Source organism: Spirillospora sp. NPDC048824 (assembly GCF_043198455.1).
GTDB lineage: Bacteria > Actinomycetota > Actinomycetes > Streptosporangiales > Streptosporangiaceae > Spirillospora.
Genome location: NZ_JBICUS010000024.1, coordinates 45,632 through 66,909, shown reverse-complemented (window position 1 = coordinate 66,909; position 21,278 = coordinate 45,632). Strand labels below are relative to the sequence as shown.

Here is a 21,278-nt window from a genome sequence, read left to right as displayed (position 1 = left end):
CGGCCGCACCGTCGCCATGGACCTGCGCTCCTGAGCGAGCAGTTCCTGGGAGACGGCGGCTGATGGCGCCGGTCAGCTCGGCCCGGCGCCGTAAGGTCGTGGACGCGCCGCCGTGGAACCGTGCCGCAGGCCGGCCTCGACCATTTCGCGGTGGGGCGCGGAGGGTTTGAAACCGCGAGCCGCCGGGAGAAGGCTCGGGTCTTTCGGAGACGTGGGCGTGGACGTCCTCGGAAATGTCAGCGGCCTTGGGGCAAGTTGGTTCGTCCCAAGACCGCAGATATTGGGAGGATCAGGGGACGTCGGAACGGATCATGTGGAGGAACTTCCGCCATTCCTCTCTGGTGAACTCCAGAGTGGGACCGTTGCCGTGAAGCTTGGTATCGCGGACACCGATCGTGCCGTCCGTCGCCTGGCCCGCTTCGATGCAGTGGCCGTTGGGTTCACTGTGGCGTGACTTGCGCCAGGCGTTGAAGTCCTTGGTCATGTACCCGATCCTGTCTGGTCGGTGAGCCGGTTGGCCACCTGATCCAGGAAGGCGATGCTGTCTTCTGTGGATAGCGCGGCCTCCCGGAGGCGGTCGTACCTCCCGGTATACCGTGCCACCTCGCCTCGCTGTGTCAGGACGAGGTCAGTGGTGACTGTGTCGACGATCGCCATGGGTGGGTCGCCTGGCTCCGCGAAGGTGTAGAGGTAGAAGGACGACTTCGGGAGGAAGCCTCCAGGGATGCGGGCGTTGTGCATCAGCACGCGGACCGTGATCCGCTCTTCTTCCGAGACCGTCGCAATCATGTGCCGGAGTTGGGTGGCCATGACCTCCCGTGGTACTCCCAACCTATGGATCACAGACTCGTCCAGGACGGTCTCGTAGGACGGTCCATCTGGACGGAGTAGCTCTCGCTGCCGCTTCTCGCGGGCTTCGGCCATCCGCCCCGGTTGATAGTCGAGCGTTTGTTGGCTCTCGTCTAGCTTGACGAGAGCGTCGATGAACGAGCGGCACTGCAGGGCGCCGGGCATCGCCGACTGGTCATAGCTACGAACGGTGTCGGCGTTGTACTCGAGGTCGGCTGCGAGCTTTTGGCGGGGACCCATGGAGACGCCGTACTTGTCCCACCAGCCTTTATGCGCGGCCTCGCGGGCGAGCTGGAGCAGCCTGTCGTACTGGCTGCCGGTGATCTCGAGAACCTCCAGCATGTTCATGATCTCAGCCAGGTCCGGGCGGCTCTGGGCGTTCTCCAGCCGAGAGATCTTCGTGCGGGAGTAGTACATGAGCCGGGCGAGGCCATCGGTGGTGAGGCCACGGCTCTCGCGGAGCTTGCGGATCTCGGCCGCCAGTCGCCGGCGGCGGACGTAGGGGCTCGGCATGGCCGTCCTCCCGATATCGCGTCAGTCACGACCTGTTCGTATCAATGACTCTCTGTGTTCGACCACTATCGAGCAATCATAAGGTCACGCTCGGTCAAACACTCGACACGACAACGCCCTAGTCGATATCAGCACGTGCGCCTTTCGCACGTGACGGATTCGCTCGGTCGAAACTGGCGGAAACCTCAAGAAATGAACCCATAATATCCAGATGTCCGGATTCACGAGCACGTATGCCACATTCCCACTCGACCAGTCCCACCGTCCCGGCGAAGGTGGTCAGATGGATGCGCCGAAGGCTGAGTCGCCCGCCTGCAAAGCGCGCTGGAGCGCGAACGTGGCATCGGCTGAAGCGCAAGCGATGTCCTGTCCCTGGACCCCCGAGAGCGACCCGTGCGACCGAGTGTTCCGGCTCGATCCCGGACGGGCGGGCTACGGCGACGCTTGGCCGACGACACCTGCGGATCTGGCCCGCTGCGCGGCGAGCCACTTTTGTGTGTAAGTCGTGGCGTCCTCGATGAACTGTTCCAGACCCGCCCGGTCGAAATCCGCTTCGCCGACCAGGGCCAGCAGGATGTAGACCTCGGTGTTCAGGACGGCTTTCAAATCGTCGGGCCCACCGTCCCTCAACGGAGGGGCGTCGACGGCGCGGCGAATCATGTCCTCGGCGACGAGAGTGTTGATCAGGTCAGCGTCTTCCTCAGCCCTGATCCGCAGGTTGGCGACGAAGCGGACGATCTCACCAACGGTGTAGGTCGGTGAGAACCTTCGGCGCACCGAGACGTTGAACGCTCCGTAGAGCAGCGACATGTAACCGGCCGCGGTCTCGTCGTCCTTCTGGATATCGTCTTGCAGGGGCACCCATGCCTGCGGTCCCTCCAGCAGGAAGGCCCGTAACGCCAGGATGTTCTCCTCGCGAACCTCAACAGCCGAGAAATCCATTACCCGATCAAGTCGTTGGCGAGTGAACGGGCACTGAGCAGGAAGGCGTCCAGTTCATTTTCGGTGAACTGTCTTTCGCCCACCAGGGTGGCGAGCAAGACAATTTGATGGCCGAGTTTTGTTTCTGCGTCGGCATCGACCATCGACCCCTTGCCGAGCAAGTGAAGGATCATGCTTTCGGCGATCTCCGGATTGATGACTTCCGGTGCCTCGTCGTCGCCTTCTCTTGCTTGTGCTACAAAATCAATGACATCTGATTTGTCCGCCATCTCCCCGCCCTTGATGAAGCGTTGCTCGGCCGCCTCAATAAAGGCAGCTGTGACCAGCGCTGAATAGCCCACATTAGCTTCTTCCGGGTCGAGTTGGCTCAGCAGGCGACGATGTTCGGTGATATTTCCTTTCAGTTGTGCACGCAACGTGGCAATCTGCTCATCGGTTACGGGCATCTTCGCTTCCTCTCACTTTCCGCATCATTTTAATTCCAAAGCGGCCCGCTTCGGACAAGACTATTACGGCGCCCACGGCTCCCACTAGGGCGTTCCCCGACTTTATCTGTTGGTCAACGGGTTTGATTTGATCATAATTGTTACGAGCTCCCGCCAGTTGACCAGTTGGCTGGACTCGCTCAAGCTTGTTTTGAGCGGGTTCAGCGAACTTATCTGCCGCGCTCCTCGTGTCATCTGCCTTGGCGAGGAAGCTACGATAGAAATCACGACTGCGAGATCGGCGCTCGGGGTCGGATTCAGCGAGGTCACGGCTGGCGGGATCGTCCTCAGGTCGGCGGGGTTCGTCGTGGTCTGGGGTGTCGTTTCCGTTATCGCGGGATGGTGGGATGGGTCGGCCGTCGCTGTCGACGGGAATGGTGATATGCCCTTGGAATCGTCTGGGCTCCTCCTCTATTTCTGTGGTGTTTGCTTCGTTAGGGGCCAGCTCTCTGCCGGGTTCTTCCGTTTCGCCGGATTGACCTGTGTCGCGGTCTGGTGGGTTGTTCTGATCGGCGGGTTCGCTGCTTTCCGGCTCCTCGGCTTTCCTATCACGGTCGTCGTCTTGGTCGCCGTGAAGTTCCGGTGTTCCTGGGGCCTGATCTGCTTCTTGCGGCGCAGCCGGGGTGTTGTCGGTGGTGTGGCGGTCGCCTGGTTCGCCGTCTTGGGCGCCGGTGGCGGTGTCGTTGCCGGGAGAGGCGGGTTGCTCGGCTGATTCGGGTCGCGTTGGGTGACCGCCGTCGGGTGGCCCGTCGGCGATCTGCGGGTTCTGTTCGGGGTCTCGCGCTGGTTCGGCGGGACGCTCCCGGGTTTTTGGCTCGTCGGCTGCGGGGTCGCCGGGTACATCGGTGCCGATCGTGCTGTTGGCAGGGGTACCGGCGTCTCGGGGGTGGGTCTGCGCGCCGGTCTCGTCCTGCCTGGTGGCCTCGCCGGACTCGGGACCGCCCTCGTCGGCCTCCGGCCGGTCTGCTTCATGCTCGCCACCGGCGGCTTCGGCCTTGCCCGCTGCCGGTGTGCTCACACCGTCGTCTTGGGACTGTGCCGAGGCGGGCTGGTCGTCGCGGTCTTGTAGCGGCTCGCTGCTGGTGTCGGTGCCTTCGGTCTGCCGCGACGCGTTCTCAAGCTGGGCTTCGCGGGCGCGGGCGATGCTTTCGCGGCGGGACGGCTGGCCGGGGGAGCCGGGGTTGTCGGGCGGCGGCGTCCATTGCCGTTCGGATGAGGTGGGTTTGTCCGCGGTTTCGGTGCGGGTGTCGGTGCCCTGGTCGGTGGACGTGGTCTGGGGGAGGTCGCGGTCGCCGGATGTGCCGGTGTCGGCCTTGCCGTCGGCCGGAGTGCGGTCGTCCTGGGAGTGCGGTTGCTGTTCACGCCCGTCCCGCCGGCCGCCCTGCCCGGTCTCGGGCCTGCCGTCGTCGCGGTCGTGCTCCTCGTCCTCGGCTTCGGGTTCGCGGGATGTCTCGGCCTTCTCGTTCTGGCTGCCGATCTGTGGTGAGGCGGGTTTGTCGTCGCGTTCCTGGGGCGGCTTGGGGCTGGTGTCGGTGCCTTGGGACGGCTGCGGCGACCCGTTCTCCATCTGGGCCTGGCGGGCGCGGGCGATGCTTTCGCGGCGGGACGGCTGGCCGGGGGAGCCGGGGTTGTCGGGCGGCGGGGTGTAGGGCCGGTCTCGGGACGTGGGCTTGTCGGTGGTTTCGGTGCGGGTGTCGGTCCCGGTGTTGTCTTCCACGCCCACGCTGGCGGCCCTTTCCCTGGGGGGTGCGAACCCGTCCGCCAGGGGGTCGGCCGGACGGTTCGCCGGGCGTGTGCCTTGACGCGCGGGGCTGACGCCGGGCCACACCAGCCCCCATGAAATCGCGCACGTGCGAACTTTGCACGTGCGCGCACAAGCGATCCGACACCGCACACACGAACCGCTCCGTGCTACGGCTGCTGTGCCATGACCTCGTCCCCCAACGGCACTGAATCCAGGTTGGTCGATGGTTCAGCCGCTCATGATTCAAGGAATATGACTACGTCCTATTTGTCGGACTTTGCGGCCGGGGTGCGCTCGGGTGGCGTGTGAGCGCCCGACGGCAACCGTTTCCCTGACTGAGCCCTGCGTCTCTTCAGGACGGGTGTGAAATCGGCCCCGGCAAAGCGAGACAGGGATGGCCGGATTGCCCCGGGCGATCAGGCGTGCCCCCGGTCTCAGGCCGGAGCCCGACCGTGCACGAGCGGGTGCACATGGGCGGGTCGCGTGCGCATCGTCCACCGGCGCGGACCTCGCGCCTTCCCCGCCCTGGCGGGGCCCCTCACTGCCAGGGGACGGCGCCCAGGCGGAGGTGGGTTTCGCCGCCGCGGTCGCCGGGGCTGCGCCAGGAGTAGACGAGCTGGTCGTCGCTGCTCAGTTCCGGGTGGCCGATCAGGGCGTAGCAGCCCCACCCGCCGATACAGGAGTCGGGGACCTTCGCCGAGACGGCGGCGGTCCAGGGGCCCGTCGGGGAGGTGGCGGTGTAGACGGTGAAGGGAGCGGATCCGAAGTTCGTTTGGACGACCATCGCCAGGCCCTTGGAGGTCGTCGCGGAGTAGTCCTGGACGGTCGCCCCCCAAGGCACGACTCCGTCCGGGAGGACCGACGTCAGGTGGCCGTCCGCCTGCGCCCAGCCGTACCAGCCGGCCGGCTGGCCGCCGACCGGTTGGGCCCACCATTGGTAATTGGCCGCGTTGCCCCAGAGGCCGGGGTCGGAACTGGAGACGCGGGCCACGAAGGCGCCGGGGGTGCTGACGCGATCAGAGTCGAACAGGTACAGGTAGCCGTCGCCGCCGAAGATCGGAGAACTGACGCCCTGGCCGAGCGGCAGGTCACCGGCGGTCGCCGACAGGTCGAACGGGACGGATCGAGAGGTGAACGTGTTGCTGGCGGGCTCGTACACGGTGAGCACCAGCCGCTCCACAAGCCAGTCTCCGCCTGACACCAGGCACATCTCGGCGTAGGTCAGCAGCACCCGCTCCGTACCCGGAATGGCCGCCGCGCCCCCGATCCAGGCGACGGCTACGCCGCCCGGTGAGCACGAGACCGGTGGGCTGCCCGGCCTCTTCAACCCGGTCGGACTCGGAAAGAACGGCTGGGACGAGGTGAGGTGCGTGCGCGGCGGAGCCGGCGGCGTCGGCACCTCGGTGAGAGCGCGGGGCGCCTGCCCGGGGGTGAACGGGCCGATCGCCGCGGTGCCGGTCACGGAGTTCGGGAGCTGATCGCCGTTCACTCCGGTGTCGCCGAACACCCACAGGGCCTTGCCCGGGGCGTAGACCGCGCTCACTCCGCCGTCGCGGGAGATGCGGTTCGCGGGCGTGTCGGCCGTCGTGAGGATCCGGCCGAGGTCGGACGTCCCGGCGGTGGTGCCCGTCGCCGTCCGGAAGGTCTGGAAGGCGTCGAAGTCGCCGAGGTCGGCCGGGGTGGCGCCCGGCACGTTGACCTGCGTGGCGAACGGCCCGGTGCACAGCGGGCTCGAGGCGGAGATGTTGCTGTCACCGGAGCCGCACACCTGGTAGTGGTAGAGCCCGCCCGGGTCCAGACCGCTCAGCTCGTGCGTGATCGTGACATCCGACCCGGAGGACGACACCGGGCCGATCGGCGTGGACTGGGAGCTCTGCACGGTAGGAGTGGGGCCGTCCTCCCACCATTGGAACCAGCCGAGGCACGGATTCTCCGGAGCGTCGGCCGCGCAGCTCACCTCGGCGGTCAGCGTCGCCGAGCTGGACGTGATGGACGTCGGCGGCGTCGTCACCCCGTCGCATCCGGCGAGCAGCAGCAGCATGAGTGCGGCGGCAGATGCGGTCGAACGCTTGACGGTCATGATCCGCTCCGTTCGTCGCCCTGAACGGTACGTCACCGCTCTCAGCCGTCCCCGATCTGGCACAAACCGGACATCGTGGAACGGTCGCGCGGCGTTCGTGGTGAAGACGCCGAACCCGAAGAAGATGGTGATCCTTTCGGGCCGCGGTCGAATCCTCGCCCGCCCGGTCGAAGAGTGATGAGTTTCGACGCTGCATGAGGTCTTACTCCGAGACGACCCTTACGACCAAGGAGAAGCCTCATGGGCAAGGTCATCTACGGGATGCACACCTCGATCGACGGCTACGTCGAAGACTCCAAAGGCAGCTTCGCCTTCTCGGAGCCGGCCGATGACGTTCACCAGGCGGCGAACGACCAGGCTCGGCAAGCCGCCGCGTTCCTGTTCGGGCGGCGGCTGTACGAAGTGATGGAGGAGCCCTGGACGCAGGAGCTCGGCAAGGAAGGCACCCCGGCCATCGAGCGCGAGTTCGCCCAGATCTACAAGGAGACGCCGCGGTACGTCTTCTCCGACACCCTCCAGACCGTCCCCGAAGGGGTCACGCTCGTCCGCCGCAAGGACGCCGTGTCCGTGGTGACGCGCCTCAAGCAGGAGATCGACGGCCCCCTCCAGATCGGCGGCCCCGAGCTGGCCGCCTCCCTGCTGGACCTGGTCGACGAGTTCTGGGTGTGCGCGCTCCCCGTGATCGTCGGCGGTGGCAAGCCGTTCCTGCCCGTGGGAAGCGACCTGCGGCTGCGCCCGGTCGAGCACCGCTCCTTCGCCTCGGGAACCACGTACGTGCGCTACGTCCGCGCCTGACCGGCCGTCCGGCCCGCCGCCGGTCGTCGGGCTCCGCCCGGCCGGCGGCGCTCGGCGTGCTACGTCCGCAGCCGCGCTGGTCGAAGAGAACGATCCGGTAGCGGTGGTGATCGAACTGGCGGCGCCAGCCCGGCGTGCAGCCCGACCCCGCCCCGCCGTGCAACACCACGGCGGGTGCGGCCGCCGTGTGAAGGCCGGCGTGATGTCGCGCTATCGCCCTGGAATGACCGGGGGCCATGCACTCCGTGTGAACACCGGGAACGGCAGGTGCAGGCCGGGAACGGGACTCTTCGTCGCCACGTTGATCGATACCGGTACGCCGTCGGTTCTGGTGGTCGGGAACTCGCCCTGCCCGGCGCAGCGGGACAGATACGCCAAGCCCTGTTTCAGGTGGGTGCGCGGCCCGGGGTCGAGGTGGCCGGCCCAGGTGGGCTCTGCTTCCTTCCGCAGCCAGGCGTAGCAGGACATCGCGTAGCCGAACTCGGGCTCCGTGAGGTAACCGACCCGGGAGTAGCCGTCGTTGCGGGCGGCGTTGAGCATGCGTTCGTCCAGGTAACCCATGGGCTGGACGGAGAATCCGCGCGCGGCGTCCCCGAATCTGAGCGCGGCGTTGGTGCTGAAGATTCCGAATCCGAAATAGACCGTGAGGAGATCGGTCAGCCGCTCGTGGTCCCTGCGTTCGGTGGTGATGCGGCCCTCACCGAGCAGCCGGACGTGGCACAGTTCGTGCGCGATGATCGCCGTCAGGTAGTCGGCGTCGGACGCTTCGCTCACGTCCAGCCCGACGACCGGACGGCCGTCACGGACGTAGTAGTGCCCGACCGCTCGCCTGCCCTTGCGTGCCTGCGCATCGTCCTCGTCGCGCAGGTCGAAGAACTCCACGGTGAGCTCGGACGGATCGACCGACATCACCGTGCATACGCCCGTGATCAAGCGGCTGATCTGCCGCGACGTCCCGGTGTAACCGGACGTGAGGTTCGGGCCCGGCAGCACGATGCCGCCGGACAGCGGTGCCGGGCCGAACTCGCCGGCGAACCATTTCATCGAGCTTTCGATCCACGCCTGCTGGGGCGTGCTGACCGGGCAGTCGTCCCTCTCCACCCGCAGCCACGGTCGCGTTTCTTCCAACTTCTCGTTCATCACTCTCCCGAGGGCGTGTCCGAACGGCAGCCGTGCGACGGCCTGTTCTCCGCATCGGCGGCAGAGATGCCTGAGCTCGGCGGGGTGCGCCCGGGGAGGGTGCGAAGCTCGGCTTCGCGGCGATTCTTATGACTACTCGACTGTCTTGTCAACATCCATGAAAAACTTGCATGAATGACTCTCTTAAACGGCGGGGTGTGAGATTCGAACGTTCATCCACGGCTGTCCCGCCGCTTCGGAGCGTCCTGGTGACCGCCGGACGAGGGGGGCGGACCGCGCCGCCCCGCGCGTCCTCGGCTCACCGGGGCTGAGAGAGGGTGCGCGTGGTCATGCCTTTGGCGGACGGGTCGATGCCCCAGGTGAAGATCTTGTCCGGATGGATGCGGATGAGGTCGGCGGTGACGTGGGAACCTTGCGGGACGTCTTCGACGACCGTCTCGGCGCGGCCGCGGATCTCGATGCCGCGGACGTGCCAGGGCTTGACCGAGGCCAGGTCGTCGACGACGAGGGCGACCCGGTCGTTGTCGCGCAGGTTGCGGTACTTGCGGGTGTTGGCGAGGTCGTAGCCGCGGATGTCGATGGTGCCGGTCCGGGTGTTGTAGGTGAATCCGACGGGATTGTTCTGCGGGTCGCCCTTGGGGCCGACGGTGGCCAGGCGGCCGAGCCGCTGGGTGGCGAGGTACTCGCGTTCGAGGTCTGTGAAGCTCATGTCGCCAGCTTGCGACCTCAATCATGATTGAGGTCAAGTGTCGTGGACGCCGGGCCGAACACGCGCGCCCGATAATTAGATGGATGTTTGCTGCTGCGGTATCTGCTACTTATGTCCATATTGGGATGGTTGGGATGGAATGAGGCTGGTGCGGCGGACTCCACGGATGAAGGTCCCGCCATGCCCGCATCGACTCCGGGGCGCCTCGCACGCCGCACTCGTCCGAAGCGGCGATTCTCAGCGGCTCTCGCCGCACTGGCCGCGGTCCTGCTTCTCTGCTGTCTCGCCTCGTGCGGTCAGGAGAACGGGCAGGCCCCGCAGAGCACACCGTCCGGATCCGCGGCGCCGTCCACCCCGGGTACGCCGGACGAAGGACGACCACCGCCCGCCCTGCCAGGTGCACCCGGCGAGGAGCCCCCCACCCGGGAGCCGCGCGAAGGGTACGCCCTCGATCCGCGTTTCGACACGTGTGCGGAGGCCAACGCCCACGGGTACGGCCCGTACGTCAAGGATGTGGACCCCGAGTACGACTGGTACATCGACGCCGACCACGATGGCGTTGACTGCGAGCCCTGGCCCGGCCGGCAGACGGGGGAGCCGGGCCCGAGCACGGAGCCGTCCAGCCCGGAGTCGTCGACTCCGGCACCGGAGCCTTCGGACGGTGAGACGAGCGTTGAGCCGTCCGCCCCGGTGCCGAGCGAGGAAGAGCCGCCCGCCGGACCCGGGACAGGGCCGTCGGAGCCGCAGCCGGGGGAGGAGCCGTAGGCCGCGCAGACCGGCGCCGGGCGCGTGTCCGGTGATCGACCGGATTGATCGGCCGGTCCGGAGCGGGCCGCTACGGCGGCTGCGGCTGCTGCACGAGGCAGGCGGCGGTCTACAAAGACGCGATCAGGGTGCGGAGACGCGGGGACATCTCGTCCGGCAGCTCGTCGCTCGCGTACCAGCGCGCCTCCAGGATCTCCGCCGCGTCGAGTTCCAGCCGCCCGCCCGTCACCCGCGCCTCGTAGTACGCCTCCACCCGGTGCCGGAACCCGCTGGCGAGGCCGACCGGCCGCCCGCTGACCGCCACTTCGAGGGACGTCTCCTCCCGGATCTCGCGGGCGACGCCGTCCTCGAGCCGCTCACCGGCGTTGACGTATCCGCCCGGCAGCCCCCATGCCCGGTAGGCGGGCCAGAGCCGGTGCCGCAGCAGCAGGATCCGCCCTTGATCGTCCCGGACGATCCCGCCCGCGTACACCAGGAACGTCCGATGCCTCAGCCGGGCCAGCCGCCACTGCATCCGCCCGCCGAGGCGTTTCCACATCCGCGCGGCCGTCCGGTGAACCAGCGTCCCGAGGCGCCTTCGCGCACGCAGCGCGGCAAACCGGATCTTCATTGCGGAATGCTAGCCGTCCCGGACCGATGTGGCTTCGGCCACACCACGGCTTGATCGGGATCTTCGGGGACGTTCCGGTTCGTCCCTTTAGGAAAGAGCCGACGACCCTGGGGGCCGACTTGACCGCGAGCGTGATGCACCGACCAGAGACGGAGGCCGATTCGGCGCCGGTACCGCGGCACAGGGTGCCCGTCCGGCTGCTGCGGAAGATCGGCGTCGCGGTCGTCGGGTCCGGCCTGATCGCGGCGGGGGTCGCGATGCTGGTGCTGCCCGGCCCCGGAATCGTGGCGATCCTCGCCGGGCTGGGACTGCTGGGCACCGAGTTCCCCCGGGCACGCCGCATCAGCGAACGCGTGAACGGCTACGCCCGCGCCGCGTGGCACCAGGTCAGAACGAGAATGGGGCGAGGCCGCGCCGCCTAGCGTGCAGGAGCGCCGCCATGGTGAACGAGTCGGTTATCTCACCCCGGTCCAGCATGAGGTCGAGTTGCTGCGGGGAGAACAGCTCGATCCGGTCGATGCCCTCTTCGGGGTGCGAATCGCGGGGGTGGGCGACGTCCGCCCAGAAGAGGCCCGCCTTGCTTCCGACGACACCGGTGTCGGCGTAGAAGTCACCGAGGAACTCGATCGACCGTGCCGGTACGCCGATCTCCTCTTCGAGTTCCCGGCGTGCCGTCTGTTCCGGTGTCTCACCCGGTTCGGGGGAGCCCCGCGGGATCTCCCAGTGCCATTCACGGGTCGCATGCCTGAAGTGCCGCATGAGAACGGCCCTGCCGTCGCAGGTCGCGAGGACGGCGGCTCCCGCCTGCCTGTTCGCTTGCACGGCCCGGAGATACGCGCCGATCCGGCCGTCCGGGAACCTCACCGGGTCGCGCAGCAGTATGAGGTACTGGTCGCGGTAGCAGATTCCGTACGGGCCGCCCTCCGCCGGAAATTCGTCCAGAATCACGCTCCACGCGCCGGGCGGGTTGTCGAACAGGTCCGGCCAGTTCCGGCGAAGCCGTTCGTACTCCTCTTCCGGCGTTGTCATTCTCCCTCATTCGACAGGTCCGCGCCGTCATTGGCGCCGCCTAGCGCACGGCCCTGCGCGGAAAGAAACTCAAGCAGTTTCTTCGCCTCCCGGTAAGGGTCTTCCATGCGCATGTCGAGGAGCTGGGCGGTCGTGTCGATCCGGTGCTGCGATCTGTTCCCGCGGAATCGGCCCAGCCCCAGCCGGAGCGTGACCCTCGCCAGCCGGGTGCTCGCGAGGCCGGCGAGCTCCCCGACGACCTCATACCCGAAATGGTCGCCGGGCATGTAGAGGACGTTGACGGTCAGTGCGCCGATGTCGATGGCGATCTCGGTCAGGCCCCCGAGCCGCCCCGAGGAACGGTCGTTGCGGATCTCCTCCGCCTTGTTGAGCATCGTGAGGTAGGCCCTGCAGATCTCGACCACCCCGGTGTCGGGGTCGGCGAGGGCATCGATGGACGGCGTGTTGATGACGCCGGCGAGGGCCGTCTTGTACGCATGCCATTCTTTCTCTTTGCGGACCTGCCAGATTTCGGCCAGTGAGAGATGGTCGAGGGTGGGGACCGCCTCAAGAAGGCCCTGCACGTCATCGAACGCCAGGTTCCGCAGCAGCCTGATGAGCTCGTCGGCGTCCGTCGACTCGGCCGCCGCCCCCTCCCGTCGCCGCCGGACGTGCGCCAGACCCTCCTGTAACGCGGTACGCCGCAGAGAATTGCTCGGCGTCAGCGTGAAGACGTCGACCGCGTCCGCCAGATTCGTGGCGTACTTCAGGTCGATCAGCTGTTTCACAACGGGCAGGTGAGGAAGGCGGGCATCGTACTGCCGCCGCGCGACGTCCCCGCCCTCACCGACGACGAACTTCTCGTAGACCCTATGCCGCACCACCGGCCGTCCGGCGTCCAGCTCGTCGAACACCCACCGCCCGACCTCCTTCAGCCGGGCGAGCGCACTACGAGCCGCGTCCTCGTCCAAATCGAAGTCCCGTTGCAGCGCGGGCACCTCGAACTGGACGAGGCCCGTGAGGAATGCGCCGAACGTCTTGTTCACACTTTCGGCGAGCGCCATGTTCTCGGTGTCGTCCCAGGACAGGCGGAGGCACGACATCATGGTGGTCTCCGCCACCCGCCGCCATGCCTGCAGTCCCTCGGTCACCTGGAACTGCGGGCCGCTCGCCGGGAGCGGGCCGTCCTCGGACAGCAGCATCGGAATGATCACTCCGCGCTCCAGCATGTCGCGGAAGGCGTCCTGATCGCGTCCCTTGCTCGCGAAGTCCTGATAGACCTGCGGGTTGTTGTACAGGAACGCGCGATTGATGACGACCTTCTCGGCGTTCAGCAGGGCCCGCAGATACTCGCGCCGCGACCTTTGCGCCTGCTCCCTCAGAATGGCCTTGCCGACCCCGCCCTCCCGAAGCGCCCGCTCCAGAAGCTCACGATCGAACCACTGATTATCGAGCGACTGGGTACCGCCGTGATAGTTCTGCGCAGATCCGCGGAAATCAATTTGTTGAAGCTGACGTCCCCGACATGCCCCACCGACATTTGACACTCCCCGGCTCCCGGAACCACCGTGCACCACCCTAGTACGGCGGTCCGAGATCGTGATCTGAAACCGGCGGAACGGCGATACCGGCCCGGCGAGTTTGATGTGGCAGGCCATCCGCGCCGAGTGGGCATTCTCTGCGTAGTCGACGGCACTTCGTCCGGCGGAGTGGGAGGGGTGTCGCCGACGTGGGGCCGATTCCAGGTCGACGTCGAGACAGCCGCCGATGTGCGGGGCGGGCTCGCCGTCGACGCGCCAGTTCCCGGCGCCGTCGGTCTCCATCTCGATGCGGCCGTCCCGTGCTTCGAGGTGCCGCCAGGGCGCGGTGCCCGGTGGCGCGTTGAACGGCATGAGCCCACTCTCACACACCCGCGTGACATCCCGGCGCGGTCGGGGGGCGCCGCACTGGGACGGAAGAAGCCTGTTGCGTGGAGAATTGGGTGGGCTTCTTGTTATCTGTGGTGCTCTGGGACGTCTCCAAAGGATCAGTGGTGAGTCTCCGGAGGACGGGAATGCGTGTGGGCACGGATGTGGACAGGCTGGTCCGGGAGGCGCAGGAGGGGGACGCCGACGCCCGGGAGCAACTGGTCGCCGAGCATCTGCCGCTGCTTTACAACGTGGTCGGGTGGGCGCTGGGCGGCCACGCGGACGTGGACGACGTCGTCCAGGAGTCGGTGCTGCGCGCGCTGGGCGGGCTGGGGCGGCTCCGGGAACCCGCGCGGTTCCGGTCGTGGCTCATCTCCATCGCCATGAACCAGGTCCGTCACCGGTGGAGGTCGCAGCGCGGCAGGACCGCGATGGACCCGGAGGCCATGGCCCGTGTCGCGGGCGCCGAGGCCGACTTCGCCGAGCTGGCCGTCCTGCGGCTGGAGCTGTCGGAGCAGCGCAAGGAGATCGCCGCGGCGACGCGATGGCTGGACCCGGACGAGCGCGAACTGCTCGCGCTGTGGTGGCTGGAGGCGTCGGGGCACCTCACCCGCAAGGAGCTGGCGGAGGGGCTGGGGTTGTCGGCGCCGCACGCGGCCGTCCGGGTGCAGCGGATGAAGAAGCAGCTGGCGACATGCCGGGGCGTGGCCCGGGCGGTGGCGGGCCCGCGGTGCGAGGAGCTCGGCCCGGTGCTCTCCGGCTGGGACGGACGGCCGTCGCCCCTGTGGCGCAAGCGGATCGCCAGGCACATCCGGGAATGCCGGTTCTGTACCGCCCGCCAGCGGGATCTGGCGCCGCCCGAGGCGCTGCTCGCGGGCCTGGTCATGGTGCCGTTCCCCGCCGAGCATCCGCTCCACGCCGCGTCGACCGGCGCGGAGGCCGCGGCGAGCGCGGGCCAGGGGCTCGGGACGGCCGCGGGCGCGGGGAAGGGAGGCGGGCTGTCCGGGGCCGCCCGCTGGATCACCGGGACGGCCGCGGTGGGCGTCGCCGCCGCCGCGATCTTCTGGGGTGTGCGGGACGCGCCGCCGGAGGCGGCACCTCCCGTCCGCGACCCCGTGGCGCCCGTCCAGCGGACACCGTCGCCGGAGGACGCCCCGCCCGAACGGGCGGCGGACAAGGACCGAGTCGAGCCGCCTGCCCGCACGGCCGCGCCGACCGCCGGACAGCAGGTCGTCCGGCTGGTCAACGCCGAACGGGCCAGGGCCGGATGCCGTCCGCTGCGCACCTCGCCGGCCCTGCACCGCGCGGCGCAGCGGCATTCCGCGGACATGGTGGCCCGCGGCGCCCTCAACCACCGCGGCTCGGACGGCCGCGGGCCGGGGGACCGGATCACCGCCGCCGGGTTCCACTGGAGCGCGTGGGCGGAGAACATCGCGCAAGGCCAGCCGACCCCGCCCGCAGTCGTGGACGGCTGGATGAACAGCCCCGGCCACCGGTCGAACATCCTCAACTGCCGGTTCACGATGGCCGGGGTCGGGGTCGTCCGCGGCGCCGGCGGGCCGTGGTGGACGCAGGTCTTCGCGACGCCGCGGTGATCAGCGGGCGGTGCCGAACACCTGCGTCCAGTACGGGCCGCCCGACTTCACCACGCCGATGCCGATCTCGGCGAAGCCGCAGTTCAGGATGTTGCGCCGGTGGCCTGGGCTGTTCATCCAGGCCTTCATGACGCTCGCGGGCGTCGGCTGGCCCTTGGCGATGTTCTCGCCGTAGGTGGACCAGCGGTACCCGGTGGCGGTGATCCGGTCGCCGGGGTTCCTGCCGTCCGGGTTCGTGTGGTCGAAGAAGCCCCGCCGCTTCATGTCGGCGGAGTGGGCCTGCGCCGCCCGCGTCAGCTTCGAGTCGGCGCTCACGGCGCGGCAGCCCTGCCTGGCGCGCTCCCGGTTCACCAGCGCGATGACCTGCGCGGCGGTGCCTCCGCCCGTGGGCGCGGCCGGTGCCTTCGTCCGGGCGGGCCTGCTAGGCCGCTTACGCGTCGGGCTGGGAGCCGCCTTGCGCGATGGAGTCGCCTTGCGCGATGGAGTCGCCTTGCGTGACGGCGATGCCTTGGTGGGCGTCGGCTCGGCGGACGTCTCGGCCGGGGACGGCTCCGCCGCGTCGGGCGCGCGGACGGTGGGCGGCGACGGCTGCCCGCCGGCCGCCGAGGCCTTGCCGGCGCCGCCGTCGTCGAAGGCGCCGCTCGCCGTGCCGGCGATCCCGCCGATCACGATCAGCCCCGCCGCACCCGCGGCCGTCCACGCCGCGGTGCGCCCGGACACCGTCCGCTGCCGCCGCCTCGGGCCCGGCCCTCCGCGCCTGGGGGGATTGGGGTTGCTCATGGCGATGCCACGTCCTATCTCGTCGGGTGCCTGTGAATACGCAGCAGACCCCCGACAGGACGGGCGATAACAGAAAAATCAGATCCTTCGTGATCGAGCCGCTAAGGGCGGTAGCCGGCCTCGGTCAGGCGGTGGTGGGCTCTGTCCCGTTCGTCTCCGGTGAAGAGCGGCACGAAGCGCGGGTCGATGGCGTGGGCTTCCACGGTGAGGTCGAGGTGGCCGCGTTCGTGGAGGCCGGTGAAGCCGTCCGAGATGTGCGGGGACGCCAGAAGGCGCTTGGCGGCGCCGACGCCGCCGTGCTCGGTGACCATGCCCAGGAACGCGGACGCGTTGTAAACGGCCTCGGTCTTGGTGCGGGCGTAAAGGAGCAGCATCGCGCTGTGCCCGACACCGGCGGGGTTCGAGCCGATGACCGTGGCCAGGTCGCCGAAAGTCGTCCAGGAGCCGGTGGGGAGTTCGGCGAGCAGGCGCCGGAGCAGGATCCAGGTGTGGCGCTCGTCCTCGAGGTCGGACCCGCCGCGCAGCGGTGCCGGCATGCGGCCCCTCCGGGCCGACCCGGCGACCGGCCTCGTCCTCCAGGAGCATGCCGCCGTTCCTCTCGCAGGGGCGCATCCTCTACGTCTTCCGCGCGCGTCTGCACGGATGGGCAGCGCGTAGACGAAGACGGACCGCGCGGAGAAGCGGCGAGGGCGCGTCTGGCGGAGGCCGGGTCCGCTAACGAGTGTGCCACCGGCCGCGAACGAGTGAGGTGGAGGGCCCAGGGCGACCTGCCCTGACAGGGAACGTATAGCCGGCTGAAAGGCGGGATCCGGTTCTCTTGTACGGACGGGACGCGGGGGCGAATCGGGTCACAGGACGCGAGGAGGCATCGCGCGAGTTTCCTGCTCGAGAGGGAGCACGGTGTGAGGAGAATCGGCGCATTCGCGACGCTGACGCTGCTGAGCTCGACGGCGTTCATGCTCACGACGGCCTTGCCGGCGGCGGCCCAGGAGGTGTGCGTGTACGAGGGGGCCGACAAGGCCTGCCTGGACCTCGGGACGAGAGTCGCCCGGGTCTGCGACAACGAGTCCGACGGCAACGGCGTCTACGGATGGTTCGGCGGCGACCGCTACCTGTGGGACGCGAACGGGTCGGCGGGCGGGTGCAGCCACAAGTCGTACCCGACCGCGAGCTCCGTCCAGGTCTGCGAGGACAAGTACCCCACCATGTGGCTGGACCCCTGCTCTGGCGACTGACGGGCCGGGCACCGGCGTCGAGACTCGTGCCGGTGGCCGTTGTCCGGGTGCCCCGGCTCGCCAAGCGGCTGCGCGTGCCCACCCCCCGCGGACCGCGGTCCCGGCCGGCCGGAGGACGCGGTGTGGAGAATGGGCTCTTGGGGTTTCTGAGGCTATTGTGATTTGGACTGAAATGGTTGTTACCTTTTGTGTCTTGACAGCGGCGAATCGGTGAGATTCGCGGATTTCTGCGGCAAATTATGACAAATGTTGTTGATCAGAGTTGAAGCTTGGGAGAATGGTGGCGCGGGTATAAGGCGGGCGACCCAATTCGCTTCGTCGCTCCGGAGTGCAGATGCGTCTCTCCCGCCCCCTTCTGTCCGCTTTCGGTGCGGTGACTCTCGCCGCCGGTTCAATGGTGTGGTCCGGGGCCGCTCACGCGGCCGGGCCCAACTACGTCGCACTCGGGGATTCCTACTCGTCCGGCACGGGGGCCGGAAGCTACGACCCGGACAGCGGGTCGTGCAAGCGCAGCGCCAACGCCTACGCGAACCTGTGGGCGGCGGCGCACACCACGGAGTCGTTCAGGTTCGTCGCCTGCTCGGGGGCGACGACCACGGACGTCGCGAGCGGCCAGCTCGGCGCGCTCAACTCTTCGACGACGCTCGTGAGCGTCACGGCCGGCGGCAACGACGCCGGCTTCAGCGACGTGATGCAGACATGCGTCCTGAATTCGACCTCGACGTGCCAGAGCAGGGCGGCGCAGGCCGAGACCTACATGCGCGACACCCTGCCGGGACGCCTCGACTCGCTGTACTCGAAGATCCGGGCGAAGGCGCCGTCGGCGCGCGTGGTGGTGCTGGGCTACCCGCGCCTGTACACGATCGTCGACTGGTGCGTGGGGCTGGGCAACGCCAAGCGCACCGCGCTCAACAACGCCGCCGACACACTGGCGGGCGTGACCGCCAAGGCCGCGGGCCGTTCCGGCTTCACCTGGTCCGACGTCCGGGACGAGTTCGCCGGGCACGAGCTGTGCTCCGGCGACGACTGGCTCAACGCGGTGACGTGGCCGATCGAGTCGTCCTACCACCCGACCGCGCGGGGCCACCGGCTCGGCTACCTGCCCGCCCTGACCGGCTCCGCCCGGACCGCCCTGAAGAGCCCCGCCAAGACCTCCTCCAAGAGCGAAGGGTGACGGCCGGCGCCACGAGCGCGACGCCATAGCGGCCGCGGGCCCCGGTCACCTCCGCCCCCACGGGCGAGCGGTGGCCGGGGCCCGGGCATGTCCGGTGAGCCGTGAGTTGACAGAATATTGTTCTGTGATGGCAGAATAATGTTCTATGAGCGAGGCCGGCCGGGAGAAGGTGCTGCGCGCGGCGCTGGAGCTGTTCGGGCGGGACGGGGTCGCCGGGACGACGCTGAGCAGCCTGCGGGCGGCGAGCGGCGTCAGCGTGGGCAGCTTCTACCACCATTTCGCGGGCAAGGAACAGGTCGCGGAGGCGCTGTTCATCGAGTGCCTTGCGCGGTATCAGGACGCCTTCCTGGAAGAGCTTCGGGCGCATGACAGCGCGCGCGGGGCGGTGCCCGGGGTGGTGGCGTTTCATGTGCGGTGGTGCAGGGAGCATCCGGAGCAGGCGAGGTTCATGTTCACGGAACGTCCGTCCGGGAGTGCCGGGCTGGACGAGCGCAACCGGATGTTCTTCCGTGAGGTGCGCAGCTGGTGGCGCGTTCAGGTGCGCCACGGGGAACTGGCCGACGTGGACGTCGTGACGGCGTTCGTGCTGTGGCTCGGGCCCGCGCAGGAACTGAGCCGGCTGTGGCTCAACGGCCAGGTTCGGGAGCCGGTCGACGAACAGGTCGTGTTGCTTAGCGAGGCCGCATGGCGGTCGGTGGGAGGTAACCATGGTGATTGACGCGTGGATGCAGCACGGGACGGTGCGGTTCCTCCAGCACGAGATGCTGGATTCGCTGTGGCGGTGGACCGGGCAGAAGCCTCCGGAGGAGGAGGTGCCGGTCGAGATGACGGTCGGCGCCATGGACGCCGGGGGAGTGGACGTCGGGCTCATCAGCGCCTGGTACGGCCCGGAGGGCGCCCTGGTGAGCAACGACGAGGTCGCCTCGTACGTGGAGCGGGCCCCGGGACGCCTGCTGGGCATCGCGTCCGTGGACCTGCGCAAGCCCATGGACGCCGTCCGGGAGCTACGGCGGTGCGTCCGCGAACTGGGGTTCCGGGGTCTGCGCGTGGTTCCGTGGCTGTGGGAGCTGCCTCCCACCGACCGGCGCTACTACCCGCTGTTCGCCGAGTGCGTTGAGCTGGGCATCCCGTTCTGCACGCAGGTCGGGCACACGGGTCCGCTGCGCCCGAGCGAGACGGGACGTCCGATTCCCTACGTCGACCAGGTCGCGCTCGACTTCCCGGAGCTCGTCATCGTCGGCGGGCACATCGGCTACCCGTGGACGGAGGAGATGGTCGCCGTGTGCCGCAAGCACGAGAACGTCTACATCGACACGTCCGCCTACACGGTGCGGAGGTATCCGCCGGAACTCGTCCGCTACATGACCCAGGACCGGCGGCACAAGGTCCTGTTCGGCACGAACTTCCCGATGATGACGGCGGAGCGGGCCCTCAAGGGGCTGGACGACCTGGGGCTGAGCGACGACGCGAAGGAGGCGTTCCTGTCGGGCAACGCCAAGCACGTCTTCCATCTCTGACGACCCGACTTAATGATCCAAACTTAATGATCTACAACGTAAAGGCGCTCAGCGGCGGAGCGTCCGGCAGGCCATCAGGCCCAGCGGAACGGGCGCCCAGAACGTGACGGCCCGGAACAGCAGCACGGCGTACAGGGCCGGGCCGGCGGCGATGCCGAGGGCCGCGAGCGCGGCGACCAGCGCGGCCTCGGTGGAGCCGACGCCGCCCGGGGACGGCACCGCCGAGCCCGCGGCGGCCCCCACCAGGTAGGCGGTCACCAGCGCGAGGACGTCGGCCGGGCCCGCGGCCGTGCCGGGCACGGCGAGGACGCTGAGCGCGAACGCCAGGCCGAGCACGAGCGTGGTCGAGGCCGACCCGGCGAGCACCACCGCCAGGTCGCGCGGCCGGCGGCACAGCCCGGTGAGCCCGGCCACGGCCCGTCCGACGACGGCGGAGCGGAGGGCGCGGCGGCCCCACAGCCCGGCGGCCAGGAGCAGCGCACCGGCGGCGATGAGCAGCGGGACGGGAGGGACGAGCCCGGCGGCGTCGGCGGCGTGCCGGCCGAGCGCGTCCAGCAGCCGGCCGTTCCCGCCGCCGAGCCCGACGACCGCGCCCAGCAGCAGCAGGTCCGCGGGGACGCCCGCCACCTGCACGGCGGCGACGGTGACGGCGGCCTGAGGGAGCGGGAGCCCGCGGCAGACGAGGTAGCGGGTGTTGACCGCCACGGCGCCGAGGCCGCCCGGCGTGACGCGGTTGGCGGCCGCCGCGGTGAACTGCGTCAGGGTCGTCTGGTAGAGCGGGATCGGCCGGCCGGACGCGGCGCGCAGCGCGACCGCGGAGCAGACGAAGTGCAGCAGCGACAGCAGGAGCAGGACGGGCAGGTACGCCCAGTGCATCGTGCCGATCGGCGTCAGGAGCTCCGACAGGGCCGGGCGTGGCGCGCCGGCGGTCACCAGCCCCGCGGTGACGAGGGCGGTCAGCAGGGTCCCGAGGACGGCCCAGCGGACCCGGGGGATCCGCCGGACGCGGGGTGGGGCGGCGGCGTTTCCGCCAAGTTCGGGGAGCTTGGCGGGCGCCGCGGTTTCAGCGCCTGCGGCGATCGTCTCCACACCTTATTGTTCGGCTGCCTGGTTGAAGAGTATGCGACGGCCAGGGTGGTTCGACGCGAACGCTGACGGACGTCCGTGGCCGGCGGGCGGGCACGGCGGGTTCTCAGGCCTCCAGCCGGGGTCGCGGACGATGACGCGCAGGGCCTCGTGGGCGGTGTCGAGGACGCCCAGCCGGAGGGCGTGATCTCGTTCATGCGGGCCTCATGGCAGAACGGAATGATTCGTTCCGCTGATGGAATTCTTCCCGTGCGGAGCGCGGGTTTTGGTCGACACCTTAGATTCTTTTCACACTATGATCAGGGTCCGCTACAGGATGTGACGATCACATGCCGGGGGAGAGT

General features: G+C 68.8%; 22 protein-coding genes and 1 pseudogene. 8 read left to right on the top strand and 15 right to left on the bottom strand.

What is annotated here, in order from left to right; genetic code table 11:
* Nucleotides 1-289: 289 nt before the first annotated feature.
* From ACGFIS_RS33345 to ACGFIS_RS33320, 6 genes are all read right to left on the bottom strand, one after another.
* Nucleotides 290-484: a DUF397 domain-containing protein gene (locus ACGFIS_RS33345; protein WP_392897895.1), complete on the bottom strand. Its 195-nt coding sequence runs from the start codon at nucleotides 482-484 to the stop codon at nucleotides 290-292.
* Nucleotides 481-1,362, bottom strand: a complete 882-nt coding sequence (locus ACGFIS_RS33340) for a helix-turn-helix domain-containing protein (protein WP_392897892.1) — start codon at nucleotides 1,360-1,362, stop codon at nucleotides 481-483. The genes ACGFIS_RS33345 and ACGFIS_RS33340 overlap by 4 nt, the downstream gene beginning before the upstream one ends.
* 432 nt (nucleotides 1,363-1,794) lie before the next feature.
* Nucleotides 1,795-2,304, bottom strand: coding sequence for a hypothetical protein (locus ACGFIS_RS33335; protein WP_392897889.1), 510 nt, complete (start codon nucleotides 2,302-2,304; stop codon nucleotides 1,795-1,797).
* A complete protein-coding gene (locus ACGFIS_RS33330) occupies nucleotides 2,304-2,750 on the bottom strand; it encodes a hypothetical protein (RefSeq protein WP_392897886.1) in 447 nt (148 codons plus the stop codon). Before ACGFIS_RS33330 ends, ACGFIS_RS33335 begins: the two co-directional genes overlap by 1 nt.
* The gene (locus ACGFIS_RS33325) at nucleotides 2,734-4,512 is read right to left on the bottom strand and encodes a hypothetical protein (protein ID WP_392973575.1); all 1,779 of its coding nucleotides are present in this window, start codon (nucleotides 4,510-4,512) and stop codon (nucleotides 2,734-2,736) included. The genes ACGFIS_RS33330 and ACGFIS_RS33325 overlap by 17 nt, the downstream gene beginning before the upstream one ends.
* Nucleotides 4,513-5,071: 559 nt before the next feature.
* Nucleotides 5,072-6,613 (bottom strand): hypothetical protein, encoded by a 1,542-nt coding sequence (locus tag ACGFIS_RS33320; RefSeq protein WP_392897880.1) that lies wholly within the window; start codon nucleotides 6,611-6,613, stop codon nucleotides 5,072-5,074.
* A gap of 240 nt (nucleotides 6,614-6,853) precedes the next feature.
* Here ACGFIS_RS33320 and ACGFIS_RS33315 point away from each other — a divergent pair, with 240 nt between their 5' ends.
* A complete protein-coding gene (locus ACGFIS_RS33315; RefSeq protein WP_392897877.1) occupies nucleotides 6,854-7,408 on the top strand; it encodes a dihydrofolate reductase family protein in 555 nt (184 codons plus the stop codon).
* 43 nt (nucleotides 7,409-7,451) lie between these two features.
* Here the strand turns inward: ACGFIS_RS33315 and ACGFIS_RS33310 are convergent.
* The 3 genes and pseudogenes from ACGFIS_RS33310 to ACGFIS_RS33300 form a co-directional block, all read right to left on the bottom strand.
* A pseudogene (locus tag ACGFIS_RS33310) lies at nucleotides 7,452-7,592 on the bottom strand (alpha/beta fold hydrolase); the annotation flags it as partial.
* Nucleotides 7,593-7,618: 26 nt separating this feature from the next.
* Nucleotides 7,619-8,548 carry a hypothetical protein gene (locus tag ACGFIS_RS33305; RefSeq protein ID WP_392897874.1) on the bottom strand — a complete coding sequence of 310 codons (930 nt, stop codon included), beginning with the start codon at nucleotides 8,546-8,548 and terminating at the stop codon, nucleotides 7,619-7,621.
* 298 nt (nucleotides 8,549-8,846) lie between these two features.
* On the bottom strand, nucleotides 8,847-9,257 hold the full coding sequence (locus tag ACGFIS_RS33300) for a PPOX class F420-dependent oxidoreductase (RefSeq protein WP_392897871.1): 411 nt from the start codon (nucleotides 9,255-9,257) through the stop codon (nucleotides 8,847-8,849).
* Nucleotides 9,258-9,437: 180 nt separating this feature from the next.
* On the opposite strand from ACGFIS_RS33300, the gene ACGFIS_RS33295 reads away from it, so the two are divergent.
* On the top strand, nucleotides 9,438-10,022 hold the full coding sequence (locus ACGFIS_RS33295) for an excalibur calcium-binding domain-containing protein (RefSeq protein ID WP_392897869.1): 585 nt from the start codon (nucleotides 9,438-9,440) through the stop codon (nucleotides 10,020-10,022).
* Between the two features lie 109 nt (nucleotides 10,023-10,131).
* Here the strand turns inward: ACGFIS_RS33295 and ACGFIS_RS33290 are convergent, their stop codons facing one another.
* Nucleotides 10,132-10,632, bottom strand: coding sequence for an NUDIX hydrolase (locus tag ACGFIS_RS33290; RefSeq protein WP_392897866.1), 501 nt, complete (start codon nucleotides 10,630-10,632; stop codon nucleotides 10,132-10,134).
* A gap of 134 nt (nucleotides 10,633-10,766) precedes the next feature.
* Between ACGFIS_RS33290 and ACGFIS_RS33285 the strand changes: the two genes are divergently transcribed.
* The gene (locus tag ACGFIS_RS33285; protein ID WP_392973573.1) at nucleotides 10,767-11,054 is read left to right on the top strand and encodes a PGPGW domain-containing protein; all 288 of its coding nucleotides are present in this window, start codon (nucleotides 10,767-10,769) and stop codon (nucleotides 11,052-11,054) included.
* Here ACGFIS_RS33285 and ACGFIS_RS33280 read toward each other — a convergent pair.
* Together ACGFIS_RS33280 and ACGFIS_RS33275 are read right to left on the bottom strand one after the other, a co-directional pair.
* Nucleotides 11,020-11,661, bottom strand: a complete 642-nt coding sequence (locus tag ACGFIS_RS33280) for an NUDIX hydrolase (RefSeq protein ID WP_392973571.1) — start codon at nucleotides 11,659-11,661, stop codon at nucleotides 11,020-11,022. The genes ACGFIS_RS33285 and ACGFIS_RS33280 overlap by 35 nt on opposite strands.
* Complete coding sequence (locus ACGFIS_RS33275; protein ID WP_392973569.1) at nucleotides 11,658-13,532, bottom strand: putative glycolipid-binding domain-containing protein; 1,875 nt, start codon at nucleotides 13,530-13,532, stop codon at nucleotides 11,658-11,660. The genes ACGFIS_RS33280 and ACGFIS_RS33275 overlap by 4 nt, the downstream gene beginning before the upstream one ends.
* A 161-nt stretch (nucleotides 13,533-13,693) precedes the next feature.
* Between ACGFIS_RS33275 and ACGFIS_RS33270 the strand changes: the two genes are divergently transcribed.
* Nucleotides 13,694-15,142, top strand: coding sequence for a sigma-70 family RNA polymerase sigma factor (locus tag ACGFIS_RS33270; protein WP_392973567.1), 1,449 nt, complete (start codon nucleotides 13,694-13,696; stop codon nucleotides 15,140-15,142).
* Here ACGFIS_RS33270 and ACGFIS_RS33265 read toward each other — a convergent pair whose 3' ends face one another.
* Together ACGFIS_RS33265 and ACGFIS_RS33260 are read right to left on the bottom strand one after the other, a co-directional pair.
* Nucleotides 15,143-15,922: a CAP domain-containing protein gene (locus ACGFIS_RS33265; protein WP_392973566.1), complete on the bottom strand. Its 780-nt coding sequence runs from the start codon at nucleotides 15,920-15,922 to the stop codon at nucleotides 15,143-15,145.
* A gap of 101 nt (nucleotides 15,923-16,023) precedes the next feature.
* Entirely contained in the window at nucleotides 16,024-16,458 is a 435-nt protein-coding gene (locus ACGFIS_RS33260) for a hypothetical protein (RefSeq protein WP_392973564.1), read from the bottom strand.
* Nucleotides 16,459-16,824: 366 nt separating this feature from the next.
* On the opposite strand from ACGFIS_RS33260, the gene ACGFIS_RS33255 reads away from it, so the two are divergent.
* The 4 genes from ACGFIS_RS33255 (at nucleotide 16,825) to ACGFIS_RS33240 (ending at nucleotide 19,848) form a co-directional block, all read left to right on the top strand.
* Nucleotides 16,825-17,157, top strand: coding sequence for a hypothetical protein (locus ACGFIS_RS33255; protein WP_392973562.1), 333 nt, complete (start codon nucleotides 16,825-16,827; stop codon nucleotides 17,155-17,157).
* 334 nt (nucleotides 17,158-17,491) lie between these two features.
* Nucleotides 17,492-18,331 carry an SGNH/GDSL hydrolase family protein gene (locus ACGFIS_RS33250; protein WP_392973560.1) on the top strand — a complete coding sequence of 280 codons (840 nt, stop codon included), beginning with the start codon at nucleotides 17,492-17,494 and terminating at the stop codon, nucleotides 18,329-18,331.
* A 145-nt stretch (nucleotides 18,332-18,476) separates the two neighbouring features.
* On the top strand, nucleotides 18,477-19,049 hold the full coding sequence (locus ACGFIS_RS33245; protein WP_392973558.1) for a TetR/AcrR family transcriptional regulator: 573 nt from the start codon (nucleotides 18,477-18,479) through the stop codon (nucleotides 19,047-19,049).
* Nucleotides 19,039-19,848 (top strand): amidohydrolase family protein, encoded by an 810-nt coding sequence (locus tag ACGFIS_RS33240; RefSeq protein ID WP_392973556.1) that lies wholly within the window; start codon nucleotides 19,039-19,041, stop codon nucleotides 19,846-19,848. The genes ACGFIS_RS33245 and ACGFIS_RS33240 overlap by 11 nt, the downstream gene beginning before the upstream one ends.
* 48 nt (nucleotides 19,849-19,896) lie before the next feature.
* On the opposite strand, the gene ACGFIS_RS33235 is transcribed toward ACGFIS_RS33240, so the two are convergent.
* Nucleotides 19,897-20,937 carry a YbhN family protein gene (locus tag ACGFIS_RS33235; RefSeq protein ID WP_392973554.1) on the bottom strand — a complete coding sequence of 347 codons (1,041 nt, stop codon included), beginning with the start codon at nucleotides 20,935-20,937 and terminating at the stop codon, nucleotides 19,897-19,899.
* Nucleotides 20,938-21,278 lie beyond the last annotated feature (341 nt).